The organism is Roseofilum sp. KMC-1 (genome assembly GCF_057802075.1).
Genome location: NZ_CM173605.1, coordinates 3,903,442 through 3,919,959 on the forward strand (window position 1 = coordinate 3,903,442; position 16,518 = coordinate 3,919,959).

Annotated in this window: 14 protein-coding genes; 12 read left to right on the forward strand and 2 right to left on the reverse strand. The window is 46.5% G+C overall.

What is annotated here, in order from left to right; all coding sequences use genetic code 11:
* Positions 1-276: 276 nt before the first annotated feature.
* The gene (locus AC3FZD_RS17875) at positions 277-450 is read right to left on the reverse strand and encodes a hypothetical protein (protein WP_488737322.1); all 174 of its coding nucleotides are present in this window, start codon (positions 448-450) and stop codon (positions 277-279) included.
* A gap of 253 nt (positions 451-703) precedes the next feature.
* Here AC3FZD_RS17875 and AC3FZD_RS17880 point away from each other — a divergent pair, with 253 nt between their 5' ends.
* The 12 genes from AC3FZD_RS17880 (at position 704) to AC3FZD_RS17935 (ending at position 14,955) form a co-directional block, all read left to right on the forward strand.
* Positions 704-2,137 carry a M50 family metallopeptidase gene (locus AC3FZD_RS17880; protein WP_488737323.1) on the forward strand — a complete coding sequence of 478 codons (1,434 nt, stop codon included), beginning with the start codon at positions 704-706 and terminating at the stop codon, positions 2,135-2,137.
* 35 nt (positions 2,138-2,172) lie between these two features.
* Positions 2,173-3,633 carry an HlyD family secretion protein gene (locus AC3FZD_RS17885; RefSeq protein ID WP_488737324.1) on the forward strand — a complete coding sequence of 487 codons (1,461 nt, stop codon included), beginning with the start codon at positions 2,173-2,175 and terminating at the stop codon, positions 3,631-3,633.
* 231 nt (positions 3,634-3,864) lie between these two features.
* Positions 3,865-4,590: a response regulator transcription factor RpaB gene (gene rpaB, locus AC3FZD_RS17890; RefSeq protein ID WP_271937641.1), complete on the forward strand. Its 726-nt coding sequence runs from the start codon at positions 3,865-3,867 to the stop codon at positions 4,588-4,590.
* Between the two features lie 90 nt (positions 4,591-4,680).
* The gene (gene plsX / locus AC3FZD_RS17895) at positions 4,681-5,736 is read left to right on the forward strand and encodes a phosphate acyltransferase PlsX (protein ID WP_488737325.1); all 1,056 of its coding nucleotides are present in this window, start codon (positions 4,681-4,683) and stop codon (positions 5,734-5,736) included.
* A 49-nt stretch (positions 5,737-5,785) separates the two neighbouring features.
* On the forward strand, positions 5,786-6,778 hold the full coding sequence (locus tag AC3FZD_RS17900; RefSeq protein WP_488737326.1) for a beta-ketoacyl-ACP synthase III: 993 nt from the start codon (positions 5,786-5,788) through the stop codon (positions 6,776-6,778).
* Between the two features lie 84 nt (positions 6,779-6,862).
* Entirely contained in the window at positions 6,863-7,744 is an 882-nt protein-coding gene (fabD, locus tag AC3FZD_RS17905) for an ACP S-malonyltransferase (RefSeq protein ID WP_488737327.1), read from the forward strand.
* A gap of 8 nt (positions 7,745-7,752) precedes the next feature.
* Complete coding sequence (locus tag AC3FZD_RS17910) at positions 7,753-8,673, forward strand: phosphate ABC transporter substrate-binding protein (protein ID WP_488737328.1); 921 nt, start codon at positions 7,753-7,755, stop codon at positions 8,671-8,673.
* A 12-nt stretch (positions 8,674-8,685) separates the two neighbouring features.
* Positions 8,686-9,660, forward strand: a complete 975-nt coding sequence (locus tag AC3FZD_RS17915) for a Gfo/Idh/MocA family protein (RefSeq protein ID WP_488737329.1) — start codon at positions 8,686-8,688, stop codon at positions 9,658-9,660.
* A 139-nt stretch (positions 9,661-9,799) separates the two neighbouring features.
* Positions 9,800-10,723 (forward strand): DNA adenine methylase, encoded by a 924-nt coding sequence (locus tag AC3FZD_RS17920; RefSeq protein ID WP_488737330.1) that lies wholly within the window; start codon positions 9,800-9,802, stop codon positions 10,721-10,723.
* Between the two features lie 77 nt (positions 10,724-10,800).
* The gene (locus tag AC3FZD_RS17925; protein ID WP_488740378.1) at positions 10,801-11,799 is read left to right on the forward strand and encodes an acetamidase/formamidase family protein; all 999 of its coding nucleotides are present in this window, start codon (positions 10,801-10,803) and stop codon (positions 11,797-11,799) included.
* Between the two features lie 78 nt (positions 11,800-11,877).
* A complete protein-coding gene (locus tag AC3FZD_RS17930; RefSeq protein ID WP_488737331.1) occupies positions 11,878-12,654 on the forward strand; it encodes a sulfite exporter TauE/SafE family protein in 777 nt (258 codons plus the stop codon).
* A gap of 72 nt (positions 12,655-12,726) precedes the next feature.
* A complete protein-coding gene (locus tag AC3FZD_RS17935; RefSeq protein ID WP_488737332.1) occupies positions 12,727-14,955 on the forward strand; it encodes a ComEC/Rec2 family competence protein in 2,229 nt (742 codons plus the stop codon).
* Here AC3FZD_RS17935 and AC3FZD_RS17940 read toward each other — a convergent pair.
* Entirely contained in the window at positions 14,952-16,439 is a 1,488-nt protein-coding gene (locus AC3FZD_RS17940; protein WP_488737333.1) for a DEAD/DEAH box helicase, read from the reverse strand. The two genes, AC3FZD_RS17935 and AC3FZD_RS17940, sit on opposite strands and share 4 nt — an antisense overlap.
* Positions 16,440-16,518: the final 79 nt, after the last annotated feature.

Consider the following 16,518-nt stretch of genomic DNA (forward strand, 5'->3'; position numbering starts at 1 on the left):
CGGAAGTTCGTCTCCTACTCATGGCTAACCTACTAGCTGGGGTTCTTCATCGGGTTTGAAGTTACCAACATTCCTTCCCGCTTCAACCAAGTTGATGACCAGTCGCCTTAGTTGGGGAAGTGTTTTCAACCATGTACCTTGGCGAGAGGGGTTGTCTTTAATAGACTCACCTCTATGGATACTAAGTTGTCATCGTGTAATAAACAATGTAAAGATTGGTTACATCCTTAATATTTATTAACACAATGCCCTGTGTCCCTGAGCAATAATGCTCATTTAACAGGAACGAGTCGCACATCTGATATCATAACCGTAGGAAGAAGCTCCATAACTTAACACTTTTCTGACTAATCCGCGATCGCCTTCAATCTCCCGAATTAACGCAGGTTCAAACGGGTCGATCATCCCCTTCAAGGCTCTGTCGGCAATCCACTTATCATTCTTGAGCATATTGGATTCTAGTTCACCAAAACTTTAGCAATCATAACCCTCTTGGCCCTCATCCCCCAACCCCTTCTCCCTAGGGAGTGGGGGGGAGGGCATTGTAAAGAAATATTACAGTTTTCAAGATTTCGCATAAAAACCGCCTCAAAAAACTGAGAACCCTATAGGAGGGAGTGAACGACTCAATCCTACCGCTATCCTCTCGAAGGAGAATCCCTTTCTCCTTCTTTCTTCATATCTATTGCGTCTATCCAAGAAGATGAACTCCGAATCATCCCCCCCGCTTTCAGAACCTCATACCCTGATTTGTCCCAACTTGGGACAATATTGGAAACTCGGTAAACTCAAAGACTCCGACCAAATTATTCTCAAAGCACCCGGAAAGCAGTTCCTATTTTCACCCGCAGAAGGCTATGCTTTGCGCTACTTTACCGGGCAATTTAGCCTAGAAAGTATCCAAAAGGCTTGTCAAGATGAGTTTGAAGATACCCTAGATCCGAGCTTTGCAGAGCAACTGCTGGAAAAACTGATCGGTTTGGGAATTTTGACCTTTGATGAAGTCGAAGCCACGGAAACGCCTAAACCTTCTAGTTCTGGAGGTTCCCAACTCAAACCCTGTCTAGAATGGATTGAACACCAGGACTATTGGGTATTGCGAAACCCAGAAAACATCACTTTTCTGCAAGTATGCGACCAAGATAAAGTGATTATCGAACAGATTGGGGTGCGATCGCCCCAAGCCATTATCCAAGAATTTTGCATTCCCCCCCACCATCTCAAAGGCTTGCTGCAAATGCTGGCAGCTACCGGCATGTTAGTGGGAACCGAACCCGCCAAGCCCCGTAGAGGCAAATTTACGCCCCTACAACTGCTCTTTTTCCGAATTCCCCTTTTCAACCCCGATCGCTTCCTCAACGCCCATATCGACAAAATACGCTGGCTCTTCTCCCAACCTGCCTTTGTTCTGCTCCTAGGCTTTCTCAGTTTTTCGGCTGCCTTCGGAGTCTACAACCGGGACATCATTGTGTATCAAGGGCAACAACTGCTCCAACACTACGGAGCATCACTGACATTACCCTTCATTCTCTCTAGCGCCTTTGTCGTCACCCTCCATGAATTCGGTCATGCCTTCACCCTCAAACATTATCAGGGAATCGTGCCCGAAATCGGTCTCTTATTCATGATGCTGATCCCCGCAGCTTATACCAACACCAGCGATAGTTACTGTTTACCGCGCTGGCAACGGGTACTCGTCGTCGGAGCGGGGATCTTAGTGCAAATCATTTTAGCGGCGATCGGATTTTGGATCTGGCATTTTTCCACCGACGGCATCTGGTTACATACCAGCAGTTTTTTGCTTATGGCAGCCTCCCTATTTACCCTCGCCCTCAACCTCAACCCCGTCGCCAAATTTGACGGCTATTATCTCGCCATTGCTGCCACCGGCATTAACAACTTAAGAGGTCGTGCCTTTGGATTATACATCAACTTTTTCACCGGTAAACCCATCCGCGAACCCCAAAAAGACCTCTGGATTTTAGCCCTTTACGCTCCTTTTAGTTTGCTCTATATCTGGTTTGTATTTGGCTTTCTCTTTTGGCAAATATTCACCTGGAGTTGGACTCAAATGCCCATTACAGTCTTGTTCTTACTCGCCATTTGGGCTGTTTACTATTTCTGTCCTAGAGACTAATTCCTTTTGCTGTTATTTTATTCTTTGTATCTACCATGACTAGCATCCCTGAAAAACAACCCCCTGCCTTAAAAGCCGTTCCCCCTAATCAGATCAAATCCTCAACCCAATCAGCACCCAAATCACGAGAAATGCCCGCCCAAGAATCTATGCCCGTTCCCGAAGAATCTGGCATCAACTGGGGCCGAATTGTCTTTCTTTGTGCTGTTTTGGGTGGTGGCTTTTGGCTGTCTCAACTGGAAGTTCCTGTTTCAGTGCGGGGAGAAGGAAACTTCACCCCTTTAAAAGAAAATACCCACTCTGTTTATTTGGAAGAACCAGGAAGAATTGTTAATTTCCTGGTTGAACATGAAGATGAAGTCAAAAAAGGAGACACTTTAGCCGAAGTGCAAAACGAAGATTTGAAAGATGAGATTGTAGACGAAAAATTTCAACTGCAAGAAGAACAAGCCAAGTTAACTTCTGCCGAGCAAAAGATTTGGATTTTAAGATCCCAAGAAAGTGAGGCAGAGCAACGGGTGAGAGCGATGCAGCGTCAAGTAGATGATGCCCAGGAAGATGTCAATCGATTATCCAGCAGTTCTCCTCCTCCAGAAATTGAGCGCATTAACTATCAAATTTCAGCCATGGAGGGCAAAATCATAGACTTGAGAAATGAAATTGTCTATCTTAACGATCAGATAAATAGCAAGCAAGAAGAAATCAAGGAACTTGAAGATTCAGGAGCAATTGACAGCGGTGCTATTTCTAGAACTTATCGAGCGAATCAAGAAAGGGAACTGAAACGGTTACAACAAGAGGCTGTTATTCCTAAATCCACAATTAAAGAATTGATGAACCAAAAATTATCTAAAGAAGCAGAAATTGAGGCGATCGATCAAAATCTAGAGCGTTCCTTGGAGAAAGTTCAAGATGAGTTGAGAATGGAAGAAGAGCGTTTGGCGACAGTGCGTCAGGAATTGGAGTCTGCGGAGGCAGAAAAATTAGCTCAAGAGGAGATAGTGCGAATGCGTCAACAAACGATTGAGAATCTGCAAGCTCAACAGGATAAAAATAAAACTCTTAAAGCCGAGCATGAGGGGACTGTTTTTGCGGAAAATTTGTCAGAAAATAAGGGTAAATGGTTAGAGCGCCACGATCAGATTATGAAAGTTGTCAAAATCGATCCACTGGAGGCAAGAATTTTTGTCGATCAAGCGGATCTTGATTTACTTCAACCCTTGTTTGATGCAAAATCGGCAGAAGTGAAATTAAAACCCAGGCAACCGGGTTATAAACCACAAACGATAGAACTGAGGGATATGGAACCAGTGGCACAACCCGATCCTTCTCAAACCACTAAACAAGTGGTTTTAACCGCAACGGTGGATAATTCAAACGGGAAAGAGTTGATCAATGGTGAATTCTATGCAGAGATTCCTGTGGGAACCCTGCCGTTATATGAGCGGGTGCGTCGAGAGGCGATAAAAGTGTTAAAATTAAGGCAATACTTCTAAGTATTTTAAGAAAATCTCGATCTCTTGGGATCTCTCCTGCGCTGTGTTAGGGGAGATCCGATTTGGGTTTAAAGGGGTTTTTGGGAAGGGGAGATCGCCCTAACCCTTGGCAAAACTCGCCCAAAATCGATTCAGAATTGCTCAAACGCCCAATAACATAATATCGTAGTGTTAAGAGTAGTTAAGTAAACTTTTGCAGCAGAATTCAGCGGTCAAGGAGAGTTACGGCACTTGGACAAAGAAAAAATTCTGGTTGTTGACGACGAAGCCAGTATCCGACGCATCCTAGAAACCCGATTATCGATGATCGGCTACGATGTCGTCACGGCTGGTGACGGAGAAGAAGCCCTAGAAACCTTTCGCCATATCCTACCGGATTTGGTGGTTTTGGATGTGATGATGCCCAAGCTCGATGGTTATGGAGTCTGCCAAGAACTCCGTAAAGAATCGGATGTGCCCATCATTATGTTAACTGCCCTGGGAGATGTGGCCGATCGCATTACCGGTCTAGAATTGGGAGCCGATGATTATGTCGTCAAACCCTTTTCTCCGAAAGAACTCGAAGCTCGCATTCGTTCAGTTCTGCGTCGGGTGGATAAAACCAGTACCTCTGGTATTCCTAGCTCCGGCGTAATCCAGGTGAGCAATATCCGCATCGATACTAATAAAAGACAAGTCTATAAAGGAGATGAACGCATTCGCCTGACGGGGATGGAGTTTAGTCTTCTGGAACTACTGGTGAGTCGTTCTGGAGAACCCTTTTCTCGTTCGGAGATTTTACAAGAGGTTTGGGGCTATACCCCAGAACGTCATGTGGATACCCGTGTCGTGGATGTCCATATCTCCAGGCTACGAGCCAAGTTAGAAGAAGATCCCAGTAATCCGGAATTAATCCTTACCGCTAGGGGTACGGGGTATTTATTTCAACGGATTCTGGAAGCGGGTGCGGAGGAATAACCCCAGAAAAATTGGCGATCGCCTTCAGAAGACGATCTCTGGGGTGAAACGATTTGGTAGAATTTGTAAGGCTTTTATGACTGGCGAGCAATGGGATCAACTCCGGCAAGAATCGCAATAGATGCAATGGGTGGGGATTTCGCCCCCGATGAAATTGTCGCAGGAGCGCTAAGGGCAAAAGAGGAACTCGATGTCCATATCCTGCTGGTGGGCGATCCAGATCGGATTGAAGAATCAATGGGTAAGCATACCCAATCCCACCAACTGGAAATCGTGCCTTCCGAAGGCGTGATTTCCATGGATGAGGAGCCTCTGGTTGCCCTCAGACGCAAGAAAAACGCCTCCATCAGTGTGGCGATGAATTTAGTTAAGGAAAATCGAGCGGATGCCGTGGTATCGGCAGGTCATTCTGGAGCAGCGATGGCAGCAGCTCTGCTGCGTTTAGGTCGCTTACCAGGGATTGACCGTCCGGCGATTGGGGCAGTATTTCCTACCCTGATGGCTGATAAATCCGTTCTCATTTTAGATGTGGGGGCTAATGTCGATTGTCGCCCCCAATTTTTAGAACAGTTTGCCCTAATGGGTACGGTTTATAGTCGGTATGTCTTGGGAATTGACCAGCCCAAAGTGGGACTATTAAACATTGGTGAAGAATCCTGTAAAGGAAATGACTTAGCCATCCGTACTCACCAGTTATTAGATGAAAATCCCCTAATTCCCTTCACCGGCAATGCTGAAGGTCGGGATGTCCTTTCGGGTGACTATGATGTGATCGTTTGTGATGGATTTGTCGGTAATGTGTTGCTCAAATTTGCAGAAGCAGTAGGGAGCGTCATGTTACAGATTGTGCGGGAAGAACTGCCCCAAGGCCTCCATGGTCAAGTGGGAACGGCGATTTTAAAGCCCAATCTGCGACGAATTAAACAACGTTTAGATCATGCCGAACATGGTGGGGCACTTCTTTTAGGAGTGGCGGGGGTCTGTATTATTAGTCATGGCTCTGCCCAAGCGCCAACCATTTTTAATGCTATTCGTTTAGGCAAAGAGGCTGTAGATAATCGGGTCTTAGACCGACTCCGAGGACAATACCAAAAAACGGTGGCCGGTTCAGGAGGAGTTTCAGGAGACCAGGAGAGTGAGGGATAACTTGGGTATTGAAGCCGGAAGAATTCCCTTAAGCAAATAAACAAAATATATGAAACATATGGGCATTGCAATAACCGGTAGTGGTTCGGCTACCCCTGGGGCGAAACTGACCAATCAGGGACTATCGGAGCGAGTGGAAACCTCAGATGAGTGGATTACTACTCGGACGGGAATTAAAAATCGCTACTTGGCTGGAGAGGGGGAGTCATTAACGGCGATCGCCACCCAAGCAGGACTCAAAGCCATAGAGCAAGCAGGAATTATCCCTGCCGATCTAGATTTAATCCTGCTGGCTACCTCAACTCCCGATGATTTATTTGGCAATGCCAGTCAAATCCAAGCCGCATTAGGGGCCCATCAAGCCGTCGCTTTTGATTTAACGGCTGCTTGCTCTGGGTTCCTCTTTGCTTTGGTGACGGCGGCCCAATATATCCGCACGGGAGCATACCAAAAAGTATTGGTGATTGGAGCAGATTTACTCTCTCGGTGGGTCAATTGGAGCGATCGCACCACTTGTGTTTTATTTGGAGATGGTGCAGGCGCTGTAGTCATGGAAGCTAATCCAGAAGATCGCCTTCTCGGTTTTGAACTCAAAAGTGATGGCACTCAAAACCACTGTCTCCAACTAGCCTACCAGCCCCAATATGAGGAAATCCTTCCCAACCTTAGCGTCGGCCAAGGAACCTATCAATTCATCAGCATGAACGGCAAAGAAGTCTATCGCTTTGCCGTGCAAAAAGTCCCTGAAGTTATTGAAAAAGCCCTCTTTCATGCTCAAATTAGCACCGATCAAGTCGATTGGCTCATCCTCCATCAAGCCAATCAACGGATTCTTGATGCTGTGGCTAAACGGCTCAATATTCCCGATGAAAAGGTCTTGAGTAACTTAGCCAACTATGGCAATACCTCTGCTGCCTCCATTCCCCTGGTACTTGATGAATTCGTCCGCTCTGGAAAAATTAAACCCGGCGATCTGATCGCCGCTTCTGGATTTGGCGCAGGATTAACCTGGGGATCGGCCATCTTTCGCTGGGGACGCTAACACTAGGGAATAGGGAATGGGGAATAGAGATAGGCTTTGATTCCCCATTACCTATTACCCATTACCCATTACCCAATAAACCTTATGACAAAAACAGCCTGGTTATTTCCTGGACAAGGATCGCAAAAAACAGGTATGGGTATCGACCTTAACGATACCCAAATCGCTCAAGATCGGTTGGCTCAAGCTGAACAAATTTTAGGATGGTCAGTTCTAGACCTCTGTCAAAGTGAACCAGAGATCTTATCCCGCACCCTTTATACCCAACCTTGTCTGTATGTAATCGAAACGATTCTGATTGACCTCTTACGAGAAAAAGGACATTCCCCCGATCTAGTCGCCGGTCATAGTCTCGGTGAATATGTCGCCCTTTATGCTGCCGGAGTCTTTGATTTTGCTACAGGACTAGAATTAGTTAAGTGCCGTGCAGAACTGATGGAAAATGCTTCCGGGGGCAAAATGGCTGCCTTGATTGGCTTTAACCCTGACGAACTCCAAGAAGTGCTAGAAAAAACGCCAGATGTGGTTTTAGCCAATGATAATAGTGCCATGCAAGTAGTAATTTCGGGCAAACCCGAAGCCGTTGAGCAGGTTATGGCCCAAATTAAAGTGAAAAAAGCCATTGCTCTACCCGTTTCTGGAGCCTTCCATTCTCCCTTTATGGAGGAGGCCTCGCAAAAGTTTAAAGCCATTCTAGAAACCGTATCTTTTGCTGATGCAGAAGTTCCGGTTCTCTCCAATGTCGATCCTTCTCCGATAACGGATGCCAACACCCTGAAAACCCGTCTACTAGAGCAAATGACCGGTTCAGTACGCTGGCGAGAAACCTGCTTAAAACTGGTGGATGAAGGCATTGAAAAAGTGATGGAAATTGGCCCCGGTAATGTGTTGACAGGACTGGTCAAACGGACCTGTCCGGGGTTAGCCTTAGAGAGTATTGCTACCTTAGCTCAAGTACCGAGCTAACTGAGATTATGGCTCAAAATAACGATCCATCTGCGTTTCTGTTTCTTGGCCTGTTTTTGATCTTGGGCGCGGGAGGAGGCTATTGGTTTTTCTTGCGCCAACCTTCTCCTGAGCAACCGGCGGAAATAGTTAACGCACCCAATCAAGAACCTACCTCTGCGGGACAAACTCCCCCCACTGCGGGACAAACTCCCCCCACTGCCGCAACCGCTCAATTTCCTAAACCGACATCGGTTGCTGGAGGTATGGTGGTTCGCATTGATGGCAGTACCAGTATGGTGACGCTGAATCAAACTTTGAAAAAGGGGTTTGAAGATCAATTTTCCAATACTACGGTAGCAACTCAGGCCAATGGTTCAGATAAGGGGATTCAAGGGGTGTTGATGGGACAGTTGGATTTAGCAGCAGTGTCTCGTCCCTTGTCGTCGCAAGAGATGCAGGAGGGGTTGATGGCGTTTCCGGTCTCTAGCGATCAAATTGCGATCGCCGTTAGCAACAGTAATTCCTTATCTGGTGGGTTAACTATGCAACAAGTGAAAGATATCTTTCAAGGTAAAATTACCAATTGGTCAGAAGTTGGGGGATCTAATCTTCCCATTCGCGTCATTAATCGACCAGTGGTGAGTGGAACCCGTCAGGCCTTCCAAGAATTGGTACTACAAGGGGCGAATTTTGGCACAGGCCCTAATATTACGACCCTAGACCGAGATGCTACAACTCCCATGTTACAAGCATTAGGTGAGGATGGTATCGGTTACGCTACAGCCGATCAAATTGTCAATCAGCAAACGGTGAGAGCGGTAGCTATTGATGGAGTATTACCAGGATTCTCCGGTTATCCCTATACCCGCACCTTATATTATGTCTATAAAAACCCACCGAATGAGGTCGTTAAGGCCTTTTTAGGCTATGTGGATAGTATGAATTGATGGGAGAAACCCTTGCAGAATTCTTTGAATGTGGGTCTCGTAGGCACGGGATTTGCAGCTCGCTTGAGGGCAGAAACTTTACAGAGTGACCCCCGCAGTCGTCTAGTGGCGGTGGTGGGTTATAATCCGGATAAAACGGTTGAGTTTGCCGAAAAATATGGGGCGCGGGTGCTAGAGTCTTGGCAAGAATTGGTGCAGCTTGAGGCCTTGGATCTGGTGATGATTAGTACCATCAATCGAGACCATGGGGCGATCGCCAAAGCCGCTTTAACCGCTCAAAAGCATGTGGTCGTTGAATATCCCCTAGCGCTTGACTTCGAGGAAGCTCAAAGCCTGTGGACACTCTCCCAAACCCAACACAAACTCCTCCATATTGAGCATATCGAAATCCTAGGCGGACTCCATCAAACCTTCAAACAAACCCTACCCCAACTCGGAGAAATTAGCTATCTACGCTATAGCAAAATTGCCCCCATTCATCCCGCACCCCAACGCTGGAATTATCAGCAAGATCTTTTTGGCTTTCCCTTAGTTGCCTCCCTTTCTTGTATCCACCGTTTTACGGATGCATTAGGCACTGTGGAAACAGTTTACGCCCAAAATCGCTATTGGCCAGAAGATGCCGACTATTACCAGGGCTGTTTCTGCACTGCCCAACTGCAATTTAAAAGCGGTACAATTGCCGATATTATTTATGGTAAAGGGGATATTTTTTGGCAACCTGAACGCAAATTAGAAGCCCATGGACACCAAGGAACCCTAATATTTGAAGGGGATAAAGGTTCCTTAATTCAACTTGACAAAAGAACAGAAATACCCGTAGGTAGTCGCAGGGGACTCTTTGCCCAAGATACTCAACAAGTGTTAGATTACTTAACTGAAGGTAGAGAACTTTATGTTAGTCCCCAAGCCAGCTTATATGCCCTTAAAGTCGCTTGCGCTGCCGAAAAATCGGCATTCATAGGAGAAAAAGTTACTGTAAATTAGGCGTTGATTTAATCTTCTCCATCGGTTAGGATTAACCTTGGTTTTATAGACAAAATTAGAAATGCCTTCTCCCATGGTATTCTTGACTTTCCCCCTTCTCCTGTGGGAGAAGGGGGTAGGGGGATGAGGGGAGATTAATATGACATCAAAACATGAACGCGCTAAACCCTTCTTAAAATGGGCGGGGGGAAAATCTCAACTGCTCTCTCAATTTGAATCACACTATCCCCCTGAGTTAAAACAGGGAAAAATCGAGCGATATATTGAGCCGTTTTTAGGAGGTGGAGCAGTATTTTTTGACTTAGCGCAAACCTATGATTTTGCTTGCGCTTTTCTCTATGATGTGAATCCGGAATTGGTGTTAGTGTATCAGGTGGTGAAGCACTATCGAGACGATTTGATTGCGGAATTAGAGAAACTGGAAAATAAGTATCATCGTTTGCTCCATTTTGAGCGCAAAGATTTCTATTTCTTGATTCGGGAAAACTATAATAGCCAAAGATTAGGATTTAACTATGAAACCTATTCTCCAGACTCGATAGTAAGGGCGAGTTGGTTAATTTTTCTCAATCGCACTTGCTTTAATGGTTTATTTCGCCTCAATAGTAAAGGGGAGTTTAATGTGCCTCCGGGTAAATATAAAAATCCGAAAATTTTGGATGCAGATAACTTGCGAGCAGTTTCTGAAGTCTTGCAAAAGGCAGAAATTATTGGCGGAGATTTTCAGAGTTGTGAATCGGTGATTACGGAGGATTCATTTATTTATTTCGATCCGCCCTATCGTCCCCTGAGTCGAACCGCGAATTTTACGGCTTATGCTCAATCAGAGTTTGGAGATTGGCAGCAACAAGAATTAGCGCAATTTTTCCGCCGGTTAGATCGAAGTTATGGGGTAAAAATGATGTTGAGTAACTCCGATCCTAAAAATGAAGACCGAAGCGACGATTTTTTTGAACGGTTGTATGATGGGTTTACAATTGAGAGGGTATCGGCTAATCGGATGATTAATAGTAAGGGCAAGAAACGGGGGGTGATTCAGGAGATTGTGGTCAGAAATTATTGAACAGATATAGCATGTGCTGTAGTGGGGGATGGGGGCAATCGTTGAGAACTCATTGAAAATACTCATTTAAAATAATGATGAAAGAACATATTTTAAAGGCAACCTGCGAGACGGTGCATGTAGGGGGCTTTTCGGAGCAAATTCCGCCAGCGCTTACGGTCGAGTCAGGCGATCGCATCCAGATCGAGACCTATACCGGATTTTACCTGATTCAGGAGCATGATCGCGCCAGCGATGCGGAGCATTATCGCGCCCCCCAAGCCTTCTTTCCTCCAGAACTGCTCAACATCTGTCACCATCTGCCCCCTGAGCGCAAAATCGGCCCCGGCCCCCACCTGCTCACCGGCCCCATCCACATCCAAAACGCCCAACCAGGGGACATCCTCGAAATTCGTCTAGAGCGCATTACCCCCAGTCTACCCGTTGGTTTTAACGCCATTCGTGCGGGTTGGGGAGCCTTACCCCAAAAGTTCCCCCATCCCGCACTGCGCTTTATTCCCCTCGACCTCGACCAGCAAATCGCCCACTTTCCCGGTCATCCAGAGATTAAAATCCCCCTTCAGCCCTTTTTTGGCATTTTAGCCGTTGCGCCCCCCTCAGAACCTCATTCTTCCGTCCCTCCGGGTACATTTGGTGGCAACATGGACAACCGAGAATTACAAGCTGGATCTCGGCTCTTTCTCCCCGTGCAAGTGCCTGGGGCCCTCCTCTCGGTTGGTGATGGTCATGGGGCCCAAGGGGATGGGGAAGTCAATGTCACGGCGATCGAAACCTCCATGAATGGCACAATTCAAGTTATTCTCCATCAAAACTTTCCCCTTCCCGTCCCCCTAGCCCAAACGCCAACCGACCTGATTACCATGGGATTTGCTCCCACCTTGGACGAAGCCTTAGAACAAGCCTTAGAACAGATGATCCAGGTGCTAGTATACTGCGCGGGTCTCACCCCAGAAGAAGCCTATGTTCTCTGTAGTTTAGCCGCTTCTTTTCGGATTACCCAAGTGGTGAACCAGCCCCAAAAAGGGGTTCATGGCCTGTTTCCCCTAAAGATGCTTCCCCAAGGTTTTCCATTCTGAAAATGTTTAACGTTTAATTTTTTCGGCTGTTGCCGACATAAAAATTTTTAATTTTTAATTTTTAATTTTTAATTGATTATGACCCTAACCCAAATCATTTTATTAGCCAGTGGAGGACTTTTCGCCGGAATTCTAGCCGGTTTTTTAGGCATTGGTGGCGGAACGGTATTAGTTCCCCTCTTAACCACATTAGGCTATTCCCCAGTCGAATCTGTTGCTACCAGTAGCCTCTCGATTTTAATCACGGCTAGTTCAGGAACAGTGCAAAACTGGCGCATGGGATATTTAAAATTATCCCAAGTCCTACTGTTAGGATTCCCCGCCATTATTACCGCTCAAGTTGGCAGTATTTTCGCCGATCGCATTCCCTCCTATCTTCTCCTATTCTCCTTCGGATTACTCTTATTGCTCAACCTCTACTTAGTCCAAGTCCGCAAAACAATCACCGAAACTGAAGCGACTCTCCAGGAACCCCAATTGAATCCCACTGTGGCAAGAATCATTACCGGATCGATCGCCGGATTGATGGCCGGATTTTTAGGGGTAGGGGGAGGCGTAATCATGGTTCCCCTACAGATTCTATGGCTCAGAGAAACGATTAAAGATGCCGTCCGCACCAGTTTAGGTGTAATTGTATTAACAGCCCTCTCCGCTTGTATCGGTCATACTCTGCAAAACAATGTCGTTCCCCTAGCCGGAATTTTACTCGGAACTGGGGGACTCATTGGAGCGCAGGTGAGTACCCGATTTTTGCCGAAATTAGAGGATCGCACCATCACTTTTTCCTTTCGTCTCCTCTTAGCACTACTGGCCATTTATGTTTTTTGGCAAGGTTGGATTGAGTTCAAAACCTAGTAATTTCTACTGAAGGGGTATACAATGTAGAGATTAATCTTTTTGGTGTCTATTCTATCTTAACAGTTAGCCATGTCCCGGACAAGCGGTGTGTTGTTATGTCTGGCGTATATCATGGGGTTGCTGCTGGTTCCAGTTCCTGGGGGAAATTATGGGATACTGGTTTTGGGGGCGATCGCCGCATTTATCCTCCCCCGATATTGGCCCATGGGGCCCAAGTCTGGGATGTGGCTGCTGGCGGCAATTCTGGGTTTTCTAGCTGGTTTTTATTTTCATTTTCGCACTCCCCAACCTCCAGTAATAAACCTGAGTAACTGGATGGGTGAACCGGTGACGGTGCAGGGAAAGGTACTCGATGAACCTCAGTTGACGCGATCGCAACGTATCCGGTTTACGCTTAAGGCCAGTCAGATTGACGACCAGCCAGTTCAGGGAAAATTCTACACTACTGTTCCGCTACTGCAAGCCACAGGATTACATCCAGGTTACCAGATAGAACTTACAGGACGACTGTATGAGCCACAACCCTCAAAAATCCCCGGAGGGTTTGATTTCCAGCAGTATTTAGCCCGCCAGGGCATATTTATGGGGCTGAGTGCCAAAACCGTCAAATTTGACGTTAATCAGGGTTCCTGGGGCTGGTGGTGGGTGCGTCAGCGCATTGTGCGTTCCCTGGTGCAGGGATTGGATGTGCCGGAAGGTGTGGTCATTGGTTCTATGGTTTTGGGCCGTCGGGCCGTGGATTTACCCTTTGATATTCGGGATAATTTTATTCAGGTGGGACTCGCCCATGTTTTGGCAGCCTCTGGTTTTCATGTGTCGTTATTGTTGGGGTTTGTGTTAACTTTAACTCGCCAATTTTCCAAGCAAACCCAGTTTCGAGTGGGCATGATGACCCTGATTCTCTATAGCGGATTAACTGGGTTTGCACCTTCGGTATTACGAGCGTCGTTAATGGGGTTTGGGGCAGTTTTAGCGTCGTTATTAGACCGTCGAGTGAATACTTTAGGGTCGCTCTTATTGACGGCAACGATATTACTTTTGATTAACCCATTGTGGATTCAAGATGTAGGATTTCAGTTAAGTTTTTTGGCGACCTTGGGGTTAGTGGTAACGGTTCCCGTGTTGATGGAAATGTGGGATTATGTGCCACCGACGATCACCTCTGCTTTCGCTGTTCCTGTCAGTGCTTTTCTTTGGACATTTCCCCTACAGTTGTATCATTTTGGCGTATTGCCTCCTTATGGTATTTTGGTCAATTTAGCAACTCTGCCCTTCGTGGTGCTGCTCACTCTGGGGGGTATGGTGGTCTCTTGTGTGGCGGTCATTTCCCCCTTGTTGGGGGGTTGGGCTTCTAGTGTTTTATATTATCCCACAGTCGGATTTTTATCGATCATTGATCGGTTTACTCAGCTACCCGGAAATTCCGTAGCAGTTGGTAAAATTTCGGCGCTTCAGTTGCTGGTGTTGTATGGTGTAATTCTCTTGTTTTGGGTGAAGGGGAGAATTGAGCTTAAGTCTAAAAGGGTACTGAATATAGCAGTGGGTTTGGCGATCGCCGTCATCGTCATTCCTGTATGGTATAGTCAAGTACATAAATCTCAGGTGACCGTATTTGCCACTCGTACCCCAGTGGCTACGATTCAAGACCGGGGTAAAGTCGTATTGATGAATACTCCTAATTTTGGAGTCGCTCAGTATACCCTAATTCCGTTTTTCCAATCTCAAGGAGTGAATCAATTGGATGCTGGGGTGATGCTGACAGGAAGAGAACCCACTATGGAGGGATGGTTAAGAATTTTGGACACCTTACCCATACGGCGATTTTATCAGATTGACAACCCTGGAACTCAGCCAGAGCAGAAGATTGAGGAGCGGGTAAAAACCTATCAAGTTTTACAGGTGAATCAGGGTTTAAACTGGAAAACTTTGAGCGTTGAAGGCTTGAGTTTAGATCCGCAGGTTTTGAGTTTTAAGTTAGATAATAAACGTTGGTTAATGTTAGAAGGTAAGGGTTTTACGGGGAAATTTTGTCAAACTCAGACCTGGTGTAATTCTGATGGTGGCGAGACAGTATTGATTGGATCAGGTCGAGAGTTGACAGTGGAGATCATCAAAAAAATACAGCCAAAGGTGGCGATCGCCCTTTCTGATGCTCTTGATGAGGACATTTTATCCGCATTGAGAGCGACAAATACCACCGTATTTTTAACCGAAAGAGATGGAGCCGTTCAATGGAATTCTCAACGAGGATTTCGCACAACTGCTGATTTACAATCTCAAAATGATTTCACTTTTTAAGTGTCTCCCTTTTTCTCTTCCGGTTCTGTAGTATAGGAAGAAGATTTCTCTGCTGCTCGCTGGGTTTGAGCCTCTCCTTTACCATAAATGAGACGCAAGGGAGTAAGCGATTTTTGCGGTTCTTCCCGACGACGTTCTGAGGTGCGCTCTTCCGCAGTATCTTCAGCAATAACTTCATAGAGAATAGCTTGTTTATTCTTTTGGGAACCTTTCCGCAAAACTCGCCCTAACCGTTGAATATATTCGCGCTTCGATGCCGTTCCGGATAAAATGATGGCAATGCGAGCATCGGGAACATCAACCCCCTCATTTAAAACATGGGAAGCCACTAAAGTTTTATATTCTCCTTGACGAAAGCGGGTCAGAATATCATGGCGTTCTTTAATCGGGGTTTGGTGGGTAATGGCGGGAATGAGAAGAGTTTCAGAAATCTGATAAACGGTGGCATTATCAGCCGTAAAAATGAGAATTTTTTCAGCATAATGTTGGCTGAGGAGGTCTTGAAGCACGCGAAGTTTACTGTTAGTAGAAAGGGCGATCGCCTTCGCTTCCCGATGGGCTAACATCGCTCTACGACCCTCTGGAGAGCGACAACTAGCGCGGACAAAGAGTTGCCAGCCTTTCACTGAACCGAGGAAAATATTAGACGATCGCAGAAATTGATTCCGCTCTTCAATTAATGCCTCATATCGCTGCTTCTCCTGCTGGGACAACTTCACCTTAATTTGCACCACCTCATGGTGAGCCAAAGCCTTACCCGATAACTCTTGCGCCGTTTTCTGATACACCGTCTCCCCCAACAAAAACGCTAAATCTCGATGTCGTCCATCCCCTCGCTCTAATGTCGCTGTTAACCCCAACCGATAGGGGGCGATCGCATATTCAGCAATCACCCGACTAAACTCTGTCGGTAAATGATGACACTCATCGCAGATTAACAACCCATAGCGAGATCCCAGAGCCTCTGCATGAATTGCGGCACTATCATAGGTGGCAATCAGAACCGGAGAGCGATCGCGCGATCCTCCCCCCAACAAACCCACCTCCACATCCGGAAAAGCCGCCTTCAGATGGGCATACCATTGATGCATCAAATCTAACGTCGGCACAACAATCAACGTCGTCCTAGGCGTAATCTGCATCGCCAACTGTGCCAAATACGTCTTCCCCGCAGCCGTCGGCAACACCACCACCCCCTGACGTTGGGCATCTCGCCACGCTTGCAGGGCCTCCACCTGGTGGGGATAGGGAGTCATTTCTAAAGCCGGAATGAACTCCACTGGATAAAATTCCTTTGCCCGATCCTCAAATACTGCCTCTTCCGACCATAACGTTTCCATTAACCGGCGATAATGGATAGCCAAAATTCTAAACTTTTCAATCCGGTCATCCCAAGTAGCATAATCTACCCAAGTTTTTCCTCTCGGTGGAGGATGTAAAATCAGCGTACCGCGATCGTAAGTTAACTTCGGGATACCCGTCATCAGAAAAATTGGGTCTGAAACCCCGCCCTTTCAGGGCGGCTTTACTAAACCATAGGCTACCACAATTACATCTTAGGTT